The organism is Subsaximicrobium wynnwilliamsii, assembly GCF_007997225.1.
Lineage (GTDB): Bacteria > Bacteroidota > Bacteroidia > Flavobacteriales > Flavobacteriaceae > Psychroserpens > Psychroserpens wynnwilliamsii.
Genome location: NZ_VORM01000006.1, coordinates 92,953 through 108,114 on the forward strand (window position 1 = coordinate 92,953; position 15,162 = coordinate 108,114).

Genomic DNA, 15,162 nt, shown 5'->3' on the forward strand with positions numbered 1-15,162 from the left:
GCTTTAGAACTTCAAAGTAACTCCGGCCAAAAAGTTTGTGGTCGCTTGCGGATAAAATCCAGTAAAATATCCCGTAGAAATACCCGTTGAACTTGTGTCGTCCTCAAAATCAAACGATCCAAAATAGCCGTTAGAGACATACTTTTCATTGAAAATATTGTTGACCAAGGCTGAGAAAACCACCGATTTAAAAATCGATTTTGGTATCCATTCATAAGTCACATTCAAATCATTTACAAAATAGCTGTCCAGTTTTGAATCTGGATTCTCAGTGTTGCCCATAAATTGCTCACCCACATATTTACTTAGTAGGGAGATTTGAAATCCGTCTTTAGGTTGATATACAAACGCATTGGCGGCAATCAGCTCTGGAGAAAAGGAAATATCGGTCTTGCCGAGGTCCAATACTTGACCGTTTACCGACTCGAATGTGGAAATGTTTTTGTTACTACTCAAGGTAAAGTTAGGTTGTATTGAAAATGTGTTGCTTATTGCCAATGCAGCATCTACCTCCAGGCCCATACGGTAACTGTCGCCACTATTGGTGCGTATGGGATTGCCCACATTATCAATTTGCCCCGTCAATATCAATTGCTCATTATACCCCATGTAATAGCCATTCACATACAATCGAAACTGTTCGGTATTATGTCTCCAACCCAATTCAAAATCGTTGAGCTGCTCTGGTTTTACGGTCTGGTTGTTTTCAAAATCATCACGATTTGGCTCTCTATTCGCTCTGGCATAAGAGAAGTAAAGATCATTGGCTCTGTTGATTTTATAGGTGATTCCTGCTTTCGGATTGAAAAAATTATAGCGCTCATCCACATTAAACGGAATTCGGTCTGAAGTCAAACCCGTCGTTTCATAGTCCACCACCCGCAATTGCAAATCGCCGTAGAGACTTATTTTATCATTTAAGCGATAGGTCGCTTTGGCGAACGTATTGAAATCGGTCTTGGTGCCATTCCCATCGTAATAATGGTCTTTGGTTTCGCTATTACTGGCAAATCGCGCCCAAATGATTTCTCCAAAATGATCCCCATCGTAATAACTGTATGAACTTCCTAAGGACATATTCCAATTATCATCCTTATAATTGGCATTGGCATTGAGCACATAAAAATCATTGTCCAACCAACGGCGGCGTATCAAATCGGTGGTATTAATGGTTTCGCCACCAATTTCTATAGGTGTCAAATCATAATCTGCAAAATCTTCGTCCTCCTTGTATTGCTCAAAAAAACCGCTTCCTTGGGTATAATTCAAACTTACTGTAGAGGTCCATTGCTTGCTGTAACGCTCATTCCAGTGCAATTGGTAGTGGTCTTGGCGGTAATCATCGACCTCATTGTCGTAGAATTGCGTGTTTCCTTCTTCGTCGGTGTACTGGCCTGAAGGATTAAACCGTCGGTCTTCCGCCAATTGCGTGGCATCTATCCCGTTGTAGGCTTGGTAAGTCAATTCATTTCCGCCGAAAACAACCGCTTTGATAAGCGTATTATCGCCTTTGTAGGCAGCCTGAAGAAAATAAGATTTCAAGTCGGAGGTGGCTCTATCAATATAGCCATCAGATTTGATGTTAGATAATCGGCCGGAAATCTCAAAATGCTCATTAAGCAGTCCTGTCCCGAATTTAACCGTATGTTTTCTGGTATTGAAACTTCCGAAGGAATTGGAGATTTCAGCAAAAGCGACTTCGGAAATATTATCGGTCAACACATTAATACTCGCTCCAAAAGCACCCGCACCATTGGTAGATGTACCCACGCCTCGCTGCAATTGCAAACTTTCAACCGAAGAGGCAAAATCACCAAGATTTACCCAAAATGTGCCCAAGGATTCCGAATCGTTGTAAGGGATCCCGTTGATGGTCACGTTAGTAGATTGGGCGTTGATCCCTCGTACGCGAATACCCGTGTAACCCACACCAGCACCAGCATCGGATGTGGTAACTACCGATGGCAAATAGTTAAGAAGCACCGGTAAGTCCTGACCCAAATTGCGTTTTGCCAAGTCTTCTTTGTCCACATCGCTGTGCGTTATAGGCGAAGTGGCGTCTACACGAATCGCAGTGAGCAGAATCTCCTCGAGTGATTCAGGAGCTTCTTCCAGAGTGATATTCAAAACGAGGTCTTGATCCAAATAAAAGGATTTTTCTACCGAAGATGCGCCAACAAAACTAAATATCAAAATGTTATCACCTTGAGCAAGTTCTAATTTGTACTGGCCATCGACTCCTGTTTGAGCGCCAGATCTTGTGCCTTTGATGAGCACATTCACGCCTGGCAGTGGTTGGTTGTCCATAGTAACCGTTCCGGAAACCACATGACTTTGTTGGGCAAGACTTAAAAAGCTTGCGAAGCAAAAACAAGTAAAAATAAATGCTGTTTTTAATGGTCGCCAATTAAGACAAAGCGACGGTTTTTTGAATAAAATTTTCATTACGACTATAAATTTATAATCGAATAAAAAGAGGTAATTATTCTTGGTTAAATTGATTTTGATAAGGTCTGCATTACTACACTTCGATTATACCAGGATAAAACCTTAGCAATTTATCAAGCATGAAGATGCATAATTATCTAATGGCGATTATCGCCTTTCCTAAACAGCATTACCTGTTCTAGGTTCAATGGGTATGATCTCAGCCCTTGGGATTTTCGATTGTTAGTTTTAGATTTTAGATTTCTGAACGGCTCCGTTCAAAAAATCGTCAATCGTCTATCACAAATCGTCAATCTTTTAAGCACCCCTTTTTTGAGAACGCTGCAAATATAGTGTGGAATTTTGATTATCTGAAAGCTAATTTTTGCTTTTTTTCAATGTATTTGAAATGATGGGATTACAGGTGTTTTTAGTCATTTCAACCTCTGTTTGAGCCTGATTTACGGCTTATAATTACTGGAAGAAACTGTTTTGAAGCTTTCGAAGCGTTAGCAGTCTACTGAAAAACAGCTCCAATAATTTTGAAACTTTGCAGTAAGCCCGATAAAAAATCAGTGTGAATGCGAAAGAAAGATTGCTTTGTGCAATGACGCTCTTTGAGAGGTTTCAAATAATTTGTAAAAATTGGAATTATGAATACTGAATCTGAAGCCCAACCAAGAACCTTGAATCTTGAATCTTGAACTCGAAACCCATTTAAAATTCCGGTGGCTTCCGGTTGGCTTTCTTTTCAGATTTGATACGCTTGTTTTTTAAGCGTCGTCGTTTGGCTCTTTTGGGGGTTTTTGTGGGGATGCGCTCTTTCTCTTCAACTAGATTATCTTTCAGCAAATCTAAAAAACGCTTAATAATGATCGATTTATTTTGATGCTGGCTTCTACTTTCGCCACATTGCATCATCAAGACAATATTGTTTGTGAGACGGGATTGTAAGTTTTTTTTAAGCAGCATTTTTTGATGCTCGCTTAAAAATTGGGAGTTTTCCAAATCAAAAGTCAACTCCACCTTAGAAGCGGTTTTATTAACGTGCTGCCCACCAGCGCCAGAACTTCTAACCGCCTTGAACTGTAACTCGCTTAATATGGCCTGCTCATCAAACATATTATTTGATTTGGTGGGTCGTTTTCAATAAATCGTTGACCGTTTTTACCGGATTAAACGTGATCAAAGGCACTTCCACAAAAATGGTATTCCAATTGGCCATGCTTCCATTCCACAACCCAGGAAGCTCTAAAGCTTTCAAATCTTTACCAGCCGTGGTTTTTTTTGTGATAAAGGCCGTTTTGTGATCCACATATTTTTTGAGCTTGAATTTTTCTCCCTTGTAATCCATAATCCCACAAACCAAATCTACGGGGTTAAAATGGGTTGCAGCTTTGAGGATTTTTTTCTGGATTTTGTTCTTGGCATTGATTTGAGCCGATTCTACGATTTGCAAAGAAACGCTTCCGTTTTCGTCCTTGACCCAAAAGGGGCCGCCACCAGGTTCTCCTTCGTTTTTTACCATCCCGCAAACACGAATGGGACGGTTTAATTTTTCAGCTAAATATTCAACCTGAAACCTTGTTTTGTATTTCTCAAACTCTGAACTGACTTTCACGCTCATCTTAGTTTCCAAAAAGACTCTGATCTCTTGAATTTTTTCTTCGGCCGCTTCGGCAGATAGCTTGGAAAGGGCTTTTGCGTCCAACACTCGCAAGTACTCAAAAGCGCTTTCTTGAACTTCCAGAAGTACTCCAGCCAAGATTTTTTTGTACTTGACCACCTCGTTCTTGTATTTATAGACTACGACATTGTCAATGTTTTTGACGAAGATGATGTCTGCTCTTAAATCGTTGAGATTCTCAATTAGAGCACCGTGACCAGAAGGCCGAAACAGCAAGCTGCCATCATCATTTCTAAAGGGTTTATTCTTGGGCGTCACCGCGATGGTATCGGTTGATTTTTTTTGATAGGAAAAGGAGATGTCAAATTTGGAGCCTGTTTTATGTTCTACCTTATCTTCGATACGCTTAAATTCCTCATCAAATTTGAGTTCGTGCTCTTCTGAAATCGTAAAATGCAATTGTGTGGGTTTTCCTTCTGAAGAATACAAAGCCGATTCAAATAAATGCTCCTCAAAAGCTGTGGAAATGACTTGGTTTTTATATTCGTGAAACGGCAACAAGCCTTTTGGGTAATTGCCATAATCCAATTGATTTTTATCCAACATGGCCCTAACAAACGTTAGAAGCTGCGTATTGATTGGCAATTGGTTAAAATTTGGGTTTTCTTCCTTCAATTGATCTAATACAATGTGATAAAACGGAAACTTCTCCAAGCCAATAAAAAACAAGGACAAATCTGAATCCTTTTTAGAATTGATGTAAGAGTTGATGCTCTCCTCTTTAGGCTCATAATCGTCTAAAAACGTAAAAAGAAACTTAAACATTCGGGTTGCTGCGCCAGAAGCGGGCACAAATTTTAAGATAGAAATCGCATTCTTTTTTTGCTCAAACAAATCAATATAATTGGCCTCTTGTTTTTCACTGAGTTTTGTGATGCCATTTTTTAAAATCGCTGCAGAAACCAAGTTTGAAAATGGCAGTCCGTTCTCAAAAAGTTCCATTTGTTTTTTTACTTTCTTAGCGCTAAGCCCTTTCTGCTCTATTTGCTTTAAATCTTTATCTGAAAAATTCATTTTAACTGCTTTAATAAATCATCAATATACTGAACACAGGTTTGAAATTTACTTTCAAAATCCCCTTTTAGTGTCACATAAGTCTTTTTGTTACTCTGTAATTCACCTTCAAATATATTGAAAAGTTCTTGTCTATTGTTAGGTTGATCCCTAATTCCGTCGGCTTGCCAATTAGTGTCGATATAAGTTAAAAAATACAGGTCATAAACGTTGAGCAAGGCATGCTTTTTAACTGAAGGCGGGCAAAACCCATCGTAATAATATTCCGAATATACTTTGGTTTCAAGCAAATCGGTGTCGCAAATGAGTAAATTCTTCGCGTTTTTGAGCTGTTTGTTTTCAAGTGCCATCTGCCCGATGGCAATGGGTAAAACATCCTCTCGGCTAAGTTGCTGCTGCTTTTGTGCTTTAGCTTCCGCATAAATACGTGAAAATTCTGAAACGAAAACGGTGTTGTAATGTGCAGCCAAGCGCTCACAAAGCACAGATTTGCCTGTGGATTCTGGGCCAAAAAACACCACTTTTATGCAATCTGGCTTGTGGTCTTGTCTAAGCTGTTTCTCCATGCGATATAACCTTGAATGGCCAAAATAGTGAATATTAAATACTGTAAAGACAGAATCCCGAGCCCGCGATAGGCGTACAATGGGATTGTAATAAGGTCGCCAATAATCCAGAGTGTCCAGTTTTCAAGCTTCTTTGTGGCCATATACCACATGGCGGTAAAGAATAAACCAGACGTGAAAATATCAATATAATTGGGGATTTGCAACTCGTAATCGTAAACACGATACACGAGGTAAGTGACCATCATGGTCAACACAAATAAAACGATGCCTATCCATTTTTGTCTTGTGGTGGTTCGTGAAATGGGCAGCACAAATCCACCTTTCTTTTTTCGGGACCAGTTCCACCAGCCATATATACTCATTACCGAATAGTAGAAATTCATCATCATGTCGCCCAAATAACCGGCTTTATAAAGCAAATACACCGTGATTACGGTCGCGACCAATCCCGTGGGATAAACAAGAATATTCTCTTGCTTGGCATAAACCACACTGGCAATACCGAATACAAAGGCCAAGATTTCCAGAACGATGTCTAGGGTTGAGGCACTTCGGTAAGGTTCTAGGAAAAACTCAAAAATGGGGCTCATAATCGTAGCGGTCTGATTTGACGATTTTCATCTGCAATACGCCGCGCTCTATCAACTCAAAAGCCTCTTTGATTTCAACAGTAAGCACTTGCATGACGGCATCATAATCGCCATAGACCTGAGTGCTCAATGGGTTTTCAAGCACTTTGAGTTTAGAAGCTCTTAGTTTTTTTATAAAATGTATGATTGCCGGTTCGTAGTCGTCGTGCAATGGTGTTAAGGTTAATTCTACTGATATGTTCATAGGCCCCTTTTTGTCTCCCCAAAGGGGAGGAACTGTTATGTGTTAAACTAAAAAATTTTTATTAATATAGACGCCTTTATCTAGGTTCTATCTGTCTAGACTCCAGGTTCTTTTTTCAATTTCAAAAAGAAACTCTCATCCTCCTCAAAAGCGGTTCCAATCACCACCAAATCTGCTCCTGCTTCAAAAGCTTCATCCAATTGCTTTTTGGTTTTGATACCACCGCCAACAATAAGCGGAATATTTAAATCCTGCTTTACAAAACTAATGATTTCAGGCGGAACGGGATGCGTTGCGCCACTGCCGGTTTCCAAATAGATCAGGTGCATGCCTAAAAGCTCGCCAGCTTTTGCGGTATCGGCAATGGTTTGGATTTCTTTTCGAGGTAGCGGTTTGGTGCGTGTTACCTTTTCTACGGAAGTAGGTTTCCCATTCTCAACCAAGATGTAGCCTGTTGGAATGATTTCCAGTTTTGAATTGCGGAGTTTAGGAACCGCCTTGACCTGTTGCCCAATCAAATATTCCGGATTATTACCAGAAATCAAGGACAAAAACAGCAAGGCATCTGCCGCGTTCGAAATCTGCCCCACATCACCTGGAAATAAAACGATTGGCAGCTTACTAAAGGCTTTCAAAGCCAAAATTAAAGGCGCTGTGGCATCGGGCGCGACAGTACTGCCACCAACAAAAATATGGGTTGCTATCGTAGATTCGACTTTTTCAACAAAGGCTTCAACCGCACCAACTGCCATTTTATCTGGATCAATCAAAACCGCCAATCCTTTTTTACCTTTGGCCACACGTTCAATTAGATGTTTATACATATTGATTTTTGAGCTCACTAGCTTTAAAAGTCTATGTTCTATACTCTATTTTTTTCTCTCCAACCACCACCACCTCATCACTACCCTCTACCTACTACCTACTACCTACTACCCTAAAGCATAAGCACAAGTAAAGCCTTCAAACTCCAAGAAATAGGTGTCATACTTGTATTTTCTGTCTTGGTAATCAATCCAAGCCACAGTTTCGCCATCTTTCAGCATAAAAGGAATGACCAAAAAATGTTGTCGAAACAACATCCCAGGGGTCGCAAATAATTTATAAAGCGATTCCTTGATGCCCCAAACAACGGTTAATTTTTGAATGTAATCCTTATCCGTTTCCGAAAGATAATTGAACTCATAATCCACAAACTTCTTGGCGATGATTGCGATTTTTTCACGCTGCATCTCGATATCAATACCAACTTCCGAAGCGCTTATTATCACGCCCGAAAACGTAAACGAATGCGTAATCGAGATGTGTTTCCCATCCTTGAGATGTGGTTTTCCATGCGCATCGTAATACAAGTCCTGGTCGGTGTAACCAAATTCTCTAAGGAGATGACGAACGCTTAAGAAGCCGCGTTGGTGAAGTTCACTTTTCATGCCTAATACGCGTTCTAAGCTATCCGGCTTTAAATCTAAAGGCTGCATTAAATCGGTGTAAGATTCTTCAATCTTCCAGATTTTAACAGTAGTTTGTGAATTTGGCTGAATGGTTTTATAAAGTGGCATTTAATAATCTGAAACTTAATGGTTATCTTTGCAGCGCCTAAGGCTGAATTGGCATTTTTAAGCAGGCGAATTTAACCATTTTAAGTGCTAAAGCCAAAGGGCTTGACTAATTAAAAAACAAAGCATAGTTATATGAATACGAAAACCACCACTTACGTTCCTTACAAAGTAAAAGACATGTCTTTGGCCGCTTGGGGAAGAAAAGAAATTGAATTGGCAGAAGCCGAAATGCCAGGCCTAATGAGCCTTCGTGAAGAGTACGGCGCATCACAACCTTTAAAAGGCGCTCGTATTGCAGGCTGTTTGCATATGACCATACAAACTGCGGTTTTGATTGAAACCTTGATTGCACTTGGTGCCGAGGTAACTTGGAGTTCTTGTAATATTTTCTCTACCCAAGATCAAGCGGCGGCGGCAATTGCAGAAGCTGGCATCCCCGTTTACGCATGGAAAGGCATGAACGAGGAGGAATTTGATTGGTGTATTGAACAAACGCTTTTCTTTGGTGAAGACCGCAAGCCTTTAAACATGATTTTGGATGATGGTGGCGATTTGACCAACATGGTTTTTGACCGCTATCCAGAATTGCAGGAAGGCATCAACGGACTCTCAGAAGAGACGACCACTGGTGTTCACCGCTTGTACGAGCGTATGAAAAAGGGAACTTTATCTATGCCGGCCATTAACGTGAACGATTCTGTGACCAAATCCAAGTTTGACAATAAATACGGATGTCGCGAAAGTGCTGTTGATGCGATTCGTCGTGCCACAGATCTCATGCTTGCAGGAAAACGCGTAGTCGTTTGTGGTTATGGCGATGTTGGTAAAGGCACCGCTGCCTCATTTAAAGGTGCGGGAAGCATTGTTACCGTAACCGAAATCGACCCAATTTGCGCGCTTCAAGCCGCAATGGATGGATTTGAAGTCAAAAAATTGGAAAATGTAGTTGGCAAAGCAGATATTGTAATTACCACTACCGGAAATAAAGACATCGTTCAAGGTCATCACTTTGAAGCAATGAAAGACAAGACCGTCGTTTGTAACATCGGGCATTTTGATAATGAAATCGATATGGCTTGGTTGAAGAAAAACCATGGCAAATCTCACGTTGAAATTAAACCTCAAGTTGATAAATACACGCTTGGCGGTAAAGATGTGATTATTTTGGCACAAGGCCGTTTGGTCAACTTAGGTTGCGCCACTGGCCACCCTAGTTTTGTAATGAGTAACTCGTTTACCAACCAAACCTTAGCCCAAATTGAATTGTGGACCAATAGAGATGCTTACGAAAATGAAGTGTACATGTTGCCAAAACACTTAGATGAAAAAGTGGCAAAATTGCACTTAGAGAAAATTGGTGTAGAACTTACCGAACTTCGCAACGACCAAGCAGAATATATTGGCGTAGAAGTGGAAGGCCCATACAAACCAGAATATTACCGTTACTAAAAATAGACCGCTAGCGCTCTTAAAGTTTAGACCGCTTCGCTTATAAATTATAGACTAAACCCCGTACAGTTGCTGTTCGGGGTTTTTTATGTTTACCTCGCTGCAAAGCGCTTTTCGCCAAGCGTTTGTCGTTGCTAGGAATCTTTCGCGATGCAGCAATCTCTTGAATTGAAGTTAAATTGCCAAATCCCAATAGTTGTTAGGACACCTCACTTTAGGAAAATGAAGCAGTTTCTTAAGAGAATCCATCCAATTTATCATTACATTCACGCTTAAAAATTTTAGTACCATGAGCTTAAAAAAGCTGAATTTCGCACTTAACAAATTAGAAAATCATTTAGAGAACCAAAGCGCTTCTAATCCAAAAATATCTAAGAGCAACGTGGCATGGCACATAGACCATAGCCTAAAAGTGATTAATAATGTGTCTATTTCATTGCAAACATCCGATAGTAGTACCTATAAAAACAATTTTAGTTTTTTAGGAAAAGTATTCTTTACAATCGGTTTCTTTCCCAGAGGAAGAGCGAGAGCCCCAAAACATGTTGTACCACCTGAAACTATTTTAGAAGAAGACCTTCTAACACAAATTAAAAAAGCTAAATCCAATATTGAGAGTATAGAAGGCTTAGACAAGAATGCTTACTTCAAACACCCATTTTTTGGCAATATCAATACGCCTAGAATTTATAGATTTTTATTTATGCATACCAATCATCATGTGAAGATCATTAATGATATTATGGCGAAATAAAATATTTTGAGTTTCCATAGCCATCTTGTTTTGGCAAAAAAGCCAAATTCGGCGATTGTTGGTGTTTTCCACCAACAATCCCATGCGAGTGAGCTTGCTAAATTGATTTTTGTGCTATAAAATCAATAAAAAGGCAAAGCTGAAGTTAAGGAAATTTCCTCCTAGAATGCGAGAAGCTGTTAGTCGAAAACAACATCATCGGCTTTACGAACCTGATTAAAAAAAGCCTGACCGGATTATAATCACTTTATCTTCCCTTTCATTCTGGACAAAATATCGGATTTCAAAATCAACCTGAAAATACCTGCGACTCCGCTGGAGTCGAGATTACGGGATCGCTTTCTTTTCGATAAACCTGTGATGCCGCTGGCATCGGTATTTCTTGATAGGAAGTGGAATGCATTAGGTCGGCCATTGTTGGTGTTTTCCACCAACAATCCCATGCGAGTGAGACGGCCGTTTTGTTGATAGTCTATAAATCATAAAAAGTAAAATTAAATTTAAAGAACATGTTCCCAGAATAAGAGAAGATGTTGGTGGAAAACACCAACATCGGCTTTACGAACCTGATTAAAAAACCATTGTGTCTAGCATTGTAATCTCAGTTTTCCAAGCCTTGCAGCACTTCAAAAAATTATCTTTTAAAAAATTGTTGTAGTCAAAAAGAAACCTTTCCATTTTTGGAAAGGTTTCTTCGATACAAAGTAATAGGTCCTTATTTTTTGGGATGTACTAAGGTCATCTCATCAATAAGATGTTTTGCACCAGCATATTTATCGACTATAAACAGCACATAACGCAAATCGACCATAATGTTTCGGCAAATTTCTGGGTCGTAATAAATATCACTCATGGTGCCTTCCCAAACGCGGTCAAAGTTTAAACCTACCAAATTGCCTTCCGCATCTATAGCTGGGCTTCCAGAATTGCCACCTGTGGTATGATTAGTACCCAAAAAACAAATGGGAAGTTTTCCGTTTTCATCGGCATATTGACCGTAATCTTTGGCTTTGTATAAGTCGAGTAGCTTTTCTGGAACATCAAATTCATAATCTCCTGGAATGTATTTTTCAATAACGCCTTCCAAATAAGTCACAGGCTCATATTGCACTGCATCCCGAGGCGCGTAGCCATTCACTTTTCCGTAGGTCACACGAAGTGTCCCGTTGGCATCTGGGAAATAACGCTCTTCGGGCATGACCTCCATTAGGGCTTTCATATATTGGGTTTCCAAAGTATTGATTTGCGTGTTGATGCGTTGAAATTCTGGTTCCAGTGAATTGTAAAATTCGGCAATCATTGGCTTTGCATACTTGTAAGCCACATCATCATTCAGGTTTTTCAGCACAGTGGCCTTGTCGCCTTTTAATAATTTTAAGGCAGAATCCAAATCTGTAAACGCTGATTTTTTATAAATTCCAGAAGGTATATTTTTTGAATATAATGGCATGACTGCCTCGAAAACACCTTGATCTACCTTAGCGCTATAATTTTTGTGAATGCCTTTTAAAGTGTTTTCCATTTGAGATTTTGCGGTCTCGAACTTGTCTGGATCGGCCTGAAGGGCTTGCTCCATTTGATAGGCTCTAAAGGTCATTTGCATTAACTCATTGGTGCGCAAGAACACTTCGATAAAATTATTGCGTCGTACATTTACCGATTCAAATTCACTATACAAACGCTCAAACTCTGGTAATAAATTCCCGTATTGTGCTTCCTTATTTTGTGCTTTTAATGCTTTTGTAAATTCACTTTCAAACTCACGTTTAATGGCCACGGCGCCACTTTTTTCGATCCCAAGATTTTCTCCAATCCATTTTTTCCATGCGTTGGCAATTCGGGCTTGCTTGGAGGCATACTGAATTCTAATTTGATCATCGACTTTCATATTGGCATCAATCACTTTGAGTGCCGCTTCTCTAATAGCGATATTTGACGGATTTACTTTTTGCGTGATCTGCTCAATAGCTACAGCGGGTAAATACTCACTGGTGCGACCCGGAAAGCCGAAAACCATAGTAAAATCGCCTTCTTCAATACCATCCAACGAGATGGGTAAAAAGTGTTTTGGCGTGTAAGGCACATTGTCTTTGCTATAGGTGGCAGGACGATTGTCTTTGTTGGCATAGATTCTAAACATCGAAAAATCGCCGGTATGTCTTGGCCAAACCCAATTATCGGTATCGCTACCAAACTTTCCAATACTGCTTGGTGGCGCTCCAACTAATCGCACATCTTCAAAACGCTCGGTCACGAATAGATAATATTGATTCCCTTGGTAAAAAGGTCTGATTTTAAAGTCTTGCCAGTCTTCTTTGTTTAGCGCCTTGACAACGGCGTTTCTATTGATATCTATTTTAGACTGTCTTTCCCGTGGTTCCAAATCATCGGTCACACCAGCCAACATGGCTTCGGTCACGTCTTCAATGCGCACGATGAATTCAACAAAAAGTCCTTCATTTGGGATTTCCTCTTCCATGGACATGGCCCAAAATCCGTCTTTCAAATAATCATTCTCTAAAGTGGAATGGGATTGGATTTGACTAAAACCGCAATGATGATTGGTCAACAATAAGCCTTTGGGCGAAATCACTTCGCTAGTGCAGCCTCCATTGAAATGCCCAATCGCATCTTTAAGACTGGAATTATTGACGTCATAAATATCTTGCGCGGTCAACTTACTGCCCAAACTTTGCATTTCGTCTTCGTTCATCCCTTGCAGCAAGGATGGAATCCACATGCCACCTTGCTGTGCAGAAACCTGAACAACAATAAAAAAGAAAATTACCTTTAAAAACCTCATCTCAGCGCGTTTTAAATTTTGATGACTGTAAATATAGAAATAACCGTAAACTTTTTTGGCTAATCTTGAATCTTAAAATGCTAAAAAAGACAGATTCAGAAAGTTCAAAGAACGCAATTTTGAAATTTGAATATATCCAACGTATTGCTTGAGATTTAAAATATCAGCCCAAATCTATAAGGAACTAAAGAATGCAAGGCCTATAAAAAATTTGTTAATCTTTAAATGGATTTTTCAGAAAAAGTCAAATAAAGCTTATCTTGGGAGTAATGGCTATTTACGATGAACCCAAAATAATTGTTCCCAAATTCAATGAGGAGTCTGGCTTTTACACCACTAAGAAACGCTCCAAAATCATGGGCAAGATTCGTGGAAAAAACACCAAACCCGAATTGCTGTTTCGCAAAGCACTTTGGAAGAAAGGCATACGCTACCGCATCAATTCCAAGACCATTATTGGAAGACCCGATGTGTCTATCAAAAAGTACAAGCTTGCCATTTTCATCGATGGCGAGTTTTGGCATGGCCACGATTGGGAAACCCGTAAAAACAGAATAAAAAGCAACCGTGGCTTTTGGATCCCAAAGATTGAACGCAACATGCAACGCGATCGTGAAGTCAATATGCGCTTAGAAGATTTGGACTATACCGTGTTTCGGTTTTGGGAGACTGAAATTAGAACCAATCTAAACACCTGCGTGAACGACGTGATGGTCTTTTTAGATACGGGTGGCTTCAACTGAAAATGGAAGCTTCCTAGAAACCTATCTTAAACCGTTCATCGCTATTATGAATTTAAGCCCTTATTCTTCCGCAGAACCGTCCTTTTTCAATATCTTATGTTTTATGAATATTTCAGCGAAATTAAATACCACAGAAGCATCTATCTTTTCGGTCATGAGCAACCTAGCGAATCAGCACGATGCTATAAATCTCTCACAGGGCTTTCCCGATTTTAAGTGTGACCAAAACTTGATTGATGCAGTTTCCTTTGCAATGAACGCAGGTCACAACCAATATGCGCCTATGCCTGGCTTGATGGACCTGCGCGTGGCCATTGCCAAAAAATTTGATTTGCTTTATGGCACAAGTTACCATCCGGAATCGGAAATTACCATAACCTCAGGTGCAACCCAGGCCATTTACACCATCATTTCCACCTTTGTAAAGCAAGACGACGAGGTGTTGATTTTCAAACCTGCCTACGATTGTTACGAGCCAAGTATCAAAATCAATGGCGGCAAACCCATTAGTATGGCGCTTAAAGCACCAGATTATAAGGTGTACTGGGATGAAGTGAAAAAAAGCATCAATCTCAAAACCAAAATGATCATTATCAATACACCGCACAACCCTAGCGGTACATTGATGAGCAAAAGCGATATGTTGAAACTTCAGGAATTGACCAATGGTACCGACATTATTATTTTGAGCGATGAGGTTTATGAGCATATTGTGTTTGATGATGAGCAGCACCAGAGCGTTTGCAGGTTTCCGGAACTTAAAAAACGGAGCTTTATCACGGCCTCCTTCGGCAAGACTTTTCATGTCACAGGTTGGAAAACCGGCTATTGCTGCGCGCCAAAAGCATTGATGCAGGCCTTTAGAAATGTGCACCAATTCAATGTGTTTTCGGTCAACCACCCCATGCAAAAAGGGATCGCAGATTACATGAAAGACCCAAATCGCTATTTGGAACTTCCTGAATTTTACCAGCAAAAACGGGATTTGTTTCTGGAACTCATCAAGGATTCCAGATTTAAGTTCAGCCCTTCAAAAGGCACTTATTACCAACTCTTGGATTTTACAGACATCACTACGGAAAACGATTTGGAATTTGCCAAGCGTCTCACTACGGAAAAAGGCATTGCTTCGATTCCGCTTTCGCCTTTCAACGATAATGCTAGAGATGACAAGGTGTTGCGTTTTTGTTTTGCAAAGACGGAAGATACGCTTAAGAAAGCAGCCGACATCCTAAACCGAATCTAAGGGAATTTATAATTTAGTGATTTCGAATGCATCAAGATTTTTAGGGAATTAATCAGGAAGTTCAGCACTATTGCGCT

13 protein-coding genes are annotated in these 15,162 nt (G+C 40.0%); 4 read left to right on the plus strand and 9 right to left on the minus strand.

Annotated features, from left to right (window positions below; translation table 11 throughout):
• Nucleotides 1-3: 3 nt before the first annotated feature.
• The 8 genes from ESY88_RS07680 to ESY88_RS07715 form a co-directional block, all read right to left on the minus strand.
• Complete coding sequence (locus ESY88_RS07680) at nucleotides 4-2,445, minus strand: TonB-dependent receptor (protein ID WP_147086176.1); 2,442 nt, start codon at nucleotides 2,443-2,445, stop codon at nucleotides 4-6.
• 699 nt (nucleotides 2,446-3,144) lie between these two features.
• Entirely contained in the window at nucleotides 3,145-3,549 is a 405-nt protein-coding gene (gene arfB, locus ESY88_RS07685) for an alternative ribosome rescue aminoacyl-tRNA hydrolase ArfB (RefSeq protein WP_147086175.1), read from the minus strand.
• A 1-nt stretch (nucleotide 3,550) separates the two neighbouring features.
• On the minus strand, nucleotides 3,551-5,128 hold the full coding sequence (locus tag ESY88_RS07690; RefSeq protein ID WP_147086174.1) for a DUF4301 family protein: 1,578 nt from the start codon (nucleotides 5,126-5,128) through the stop codon (nucleotides 3,551-3,553).
• Nucleotides 5,125-5,694, minus strand: a complete 570-nt coding sequence (locus ESY88_RS07695; RefSeq protein WP_147086173.1) for an AAA family ATPase — start codon at nucleotides 5,692-5,694, stop codon at nucleotides 5,125-5,127. Before ESY88_RS07695 ends, ESY88_RS07690 begins: the two co-directional genes overlap by 4 nt.
• Nucleotides 5,652-6,287 carry a nicotinamide riboside transporter PnuC gene (gene pnuC / locus ESY88_RS07700; protein ID WP_189702551.1) on the minus strand — a complete coding sequence of 212 codons (636 nt, stop codon included), beginning with the start codon at nucleotides 6,285-6,287 and terminating at the stop codon, nucleotides 5,652-5,654. Before pnuC ends, ESY88_RS07695 begins: the two co-directional genes overlap by 43 nt.
• A complete protein-coding gene (locus tag ESY88_RS07705; RefSeq protein ID WP_147086172.1) occupies nucleotides 6,271-6,531 on the minus strand; it encodes a thiamine-binding protein in 261 nt (86 codons plus the stop codon). The genes pnuC and ESY88_RS07705 overlap by 17 nt, the downstream gene beginning before the upstream one ends.
• 95 nt (nucleotides 6,532-6,626) lie before the next feature.
• Entirely contained in the window at nucleotides 6,627-7,355 is a 729-nt protein-coding gene (locus ESY88_RS07710) for a geranylgeranylglyceryl/heptaprenylglyceryl phosphate synthase (RefSeq protein WP_147086171.1), read from the minus strand.
• Between the two features lie 108 nt (nucleotides 7,356-7,463).
• Entirely contained in the window at nucleotides 7,464-8,090 is a 627-nt protein-coding gene (locus ESY88_RS07715) for a 4'-phosphopantetheinyl transferase family protein (protein WP_147086170.1), read from the minus strand.
• Between the two features lie 132 nt (nucleotides 8,091-8,222).
• On the opposite strand from ESY88_RS07715, the gene ahcY reads away from it, so the two are divergent.
• Together ahcY and ESY88_RS07725 are read left to right on the plus strand one after the other, a co-directional pair.
• Nucleotides 8,223-9,539 (plus strand): adenosylhomocysteinase, encoded by a 1,317-nt coding sequence (gene ahcY / locus ESY88_RS07720; RefSeq protein WP_147086169.1) that lies wholly within the window; start codon nucleotides 8,223-8,225, stop codon nucleotides 9,537-9,539.
• A 289-nt stretch (nucleotides 9,540-9,828) separates the two neighbouring features.
• Nucleotides 9,829-10,293 carry a DUF1569 domain-containing protein gene (locus ESY88_RS07725; RefSeq protein ID WP_147086168.1) on the plus strand — a complete coding sequence of 155 codons (465 nt, stop codon included), beginning with the start codon at nucleotides 9,829-9,831 and terminating at the stop codon, nucleotides 10,291-10,293.
• 715 nt (nucleotides 10,294-11,008) lie between these two features.
• Here the strand turns inward: ESY88_RS07725 and ESY88_RS07730 are convergent.
• Nucleotides 11,009-13,096, minus strand: a complete 2,088-nt coding sequence (locus ESY88_RS07730; protein ID WP_147086167.1) for a S46 family peptidase — start codon at nucleotides 13,094-13,096, stop codon at nucleotides 11,009-11,011.
• Between the two features lie 269 nt (nucleotides 13,097-13,365).
• Here ESY88_RS07730 and ESY88_RS07735 point away from each other — a divergent pair, with 269 nt between their 5' ends.
• Nucleotides 13,366-13,839, plus strand: coding sequence for a very short patch repair endonuclease (locus ESY88_RS07735; RefSeq protein ID WP_147086166.1), 474 nt, complete (start codon nucleotides 13,366-13,368; stop codon nucleotides 13,837-13,839).
• Nucleotides 13,840-13,942: 103 nt separating this feature from the next.
• Complete coding sequence (locus tag ESY88_RS07740) at nucleotides 13,943-15,085, plus strand: methionine aminotransferase (RefSeq protein ID WP_147086259.1); 1,143 nt, start codon at nucleotides 13,943-13,945, stop codon at nucleotides 15,083-15,085.
• The last annotated feature ends 77 nt before the right edge of the window (nucleotides 15,086-15,162 follow it).

What these genes read in the sequence shown, in the direction of transcription:
- ESY88_RS07680 (WP_147086176.1), bottom strand. Translation starts at nt 2,445, where the DNA reads ATGAAAATTTTATTCAAAAAACCGTCGCTTTGTCTTAATTGGCGACCA.
- arfB (WP_147086175.1), bottom strand. Translation starts at nt 3,549, where the DNA reads ATGTTTGATGAGCAGGCCATATTAAGCGAGTTACAGTTCAAGGCGGTT.
- ESY88_RS07690 (WP_147086174.1), bottom strand. Translation starts at nt 5,128, where the DNA reads ATGAATTTTTCAGATAAAGATTTAAAGCAAATAGAGCAGAAAGGGCTT.
- ESY88_RS07695 (WP_147086173.1), bottom strand. Translation starts at nt 5,694, where the DNA reads ATGGAGAAACAGCTTAGACAAGACCACAAGCCAGATTGCATAAAAGTG.
- pnuC (WP_189702551.1), bottom strand. Translation starts at nt 6,287, where the DNA reads ATGAGCCCCATTTTTGAGTTTTTCCTAGAACCTTACCGAAGTGCCTCA.
- ESY88_RS07705 (WP_147086172.1), bottom strand. Translation starts at nt 6,531, where the DNA reads ATGAACATATCAGTAGAATTAACCTTAACACCATTGCACGACGACTAC.
- ESY88_RS07710 (WP_147086171.1), bottom strand. Translation starts at nt 7,355, where the DNA reads ATGTATAAACATCTAATTGAACGTGTGGCCAAAGGTAAAAAAGGATTG.
- ESY88_RS07715 (WP_147086170.1), bottom strand. Translation starts at nt 8,090, where the DNA reads ATGCCACTTTATAAAACCATTCAGCCAAATTCACAAACTACTGTTAAA.
- ahcY (WP_147086169.1), top strand. Translation starts at nt 8,223, where the DNA reads ATGAATACGAAAACCACCACTTACGTTCCTTACAAAGTAAAAGACATG.
- ESY88_RS07725 (WP_147086168.1), top strand. Translation starts at nt 9,829, where the DNA reads ATGAGCTTAAAAAAGCTGAATTTCGCACTTAACAAATTAGAAAATCAT.
- ESY88_RS07730 (WP_147086167.1), bottom strand. Translation starts at nt 13,096, where the DNA reads ATGAGGTTTTTAAAGGTAATTTTCTTTTTTATTGTTGTTCAGGTTTCT.
- ESY88_RS07735 (WP_147086166.1), top strand. Translation starts at nt 13,366, where the DNA reads ATGGCTATTTACGATGAACCCAAAATAATTGTTCCCAAATTCAATGAG.
- ESY88_RS07740 (WP_147086259.1), top strand. Translation starts at nt 13,943, where the DNA reads ATGAATATTTCAGCGAAATTAAATACCACAGAAGCATCTATCTTTTCG.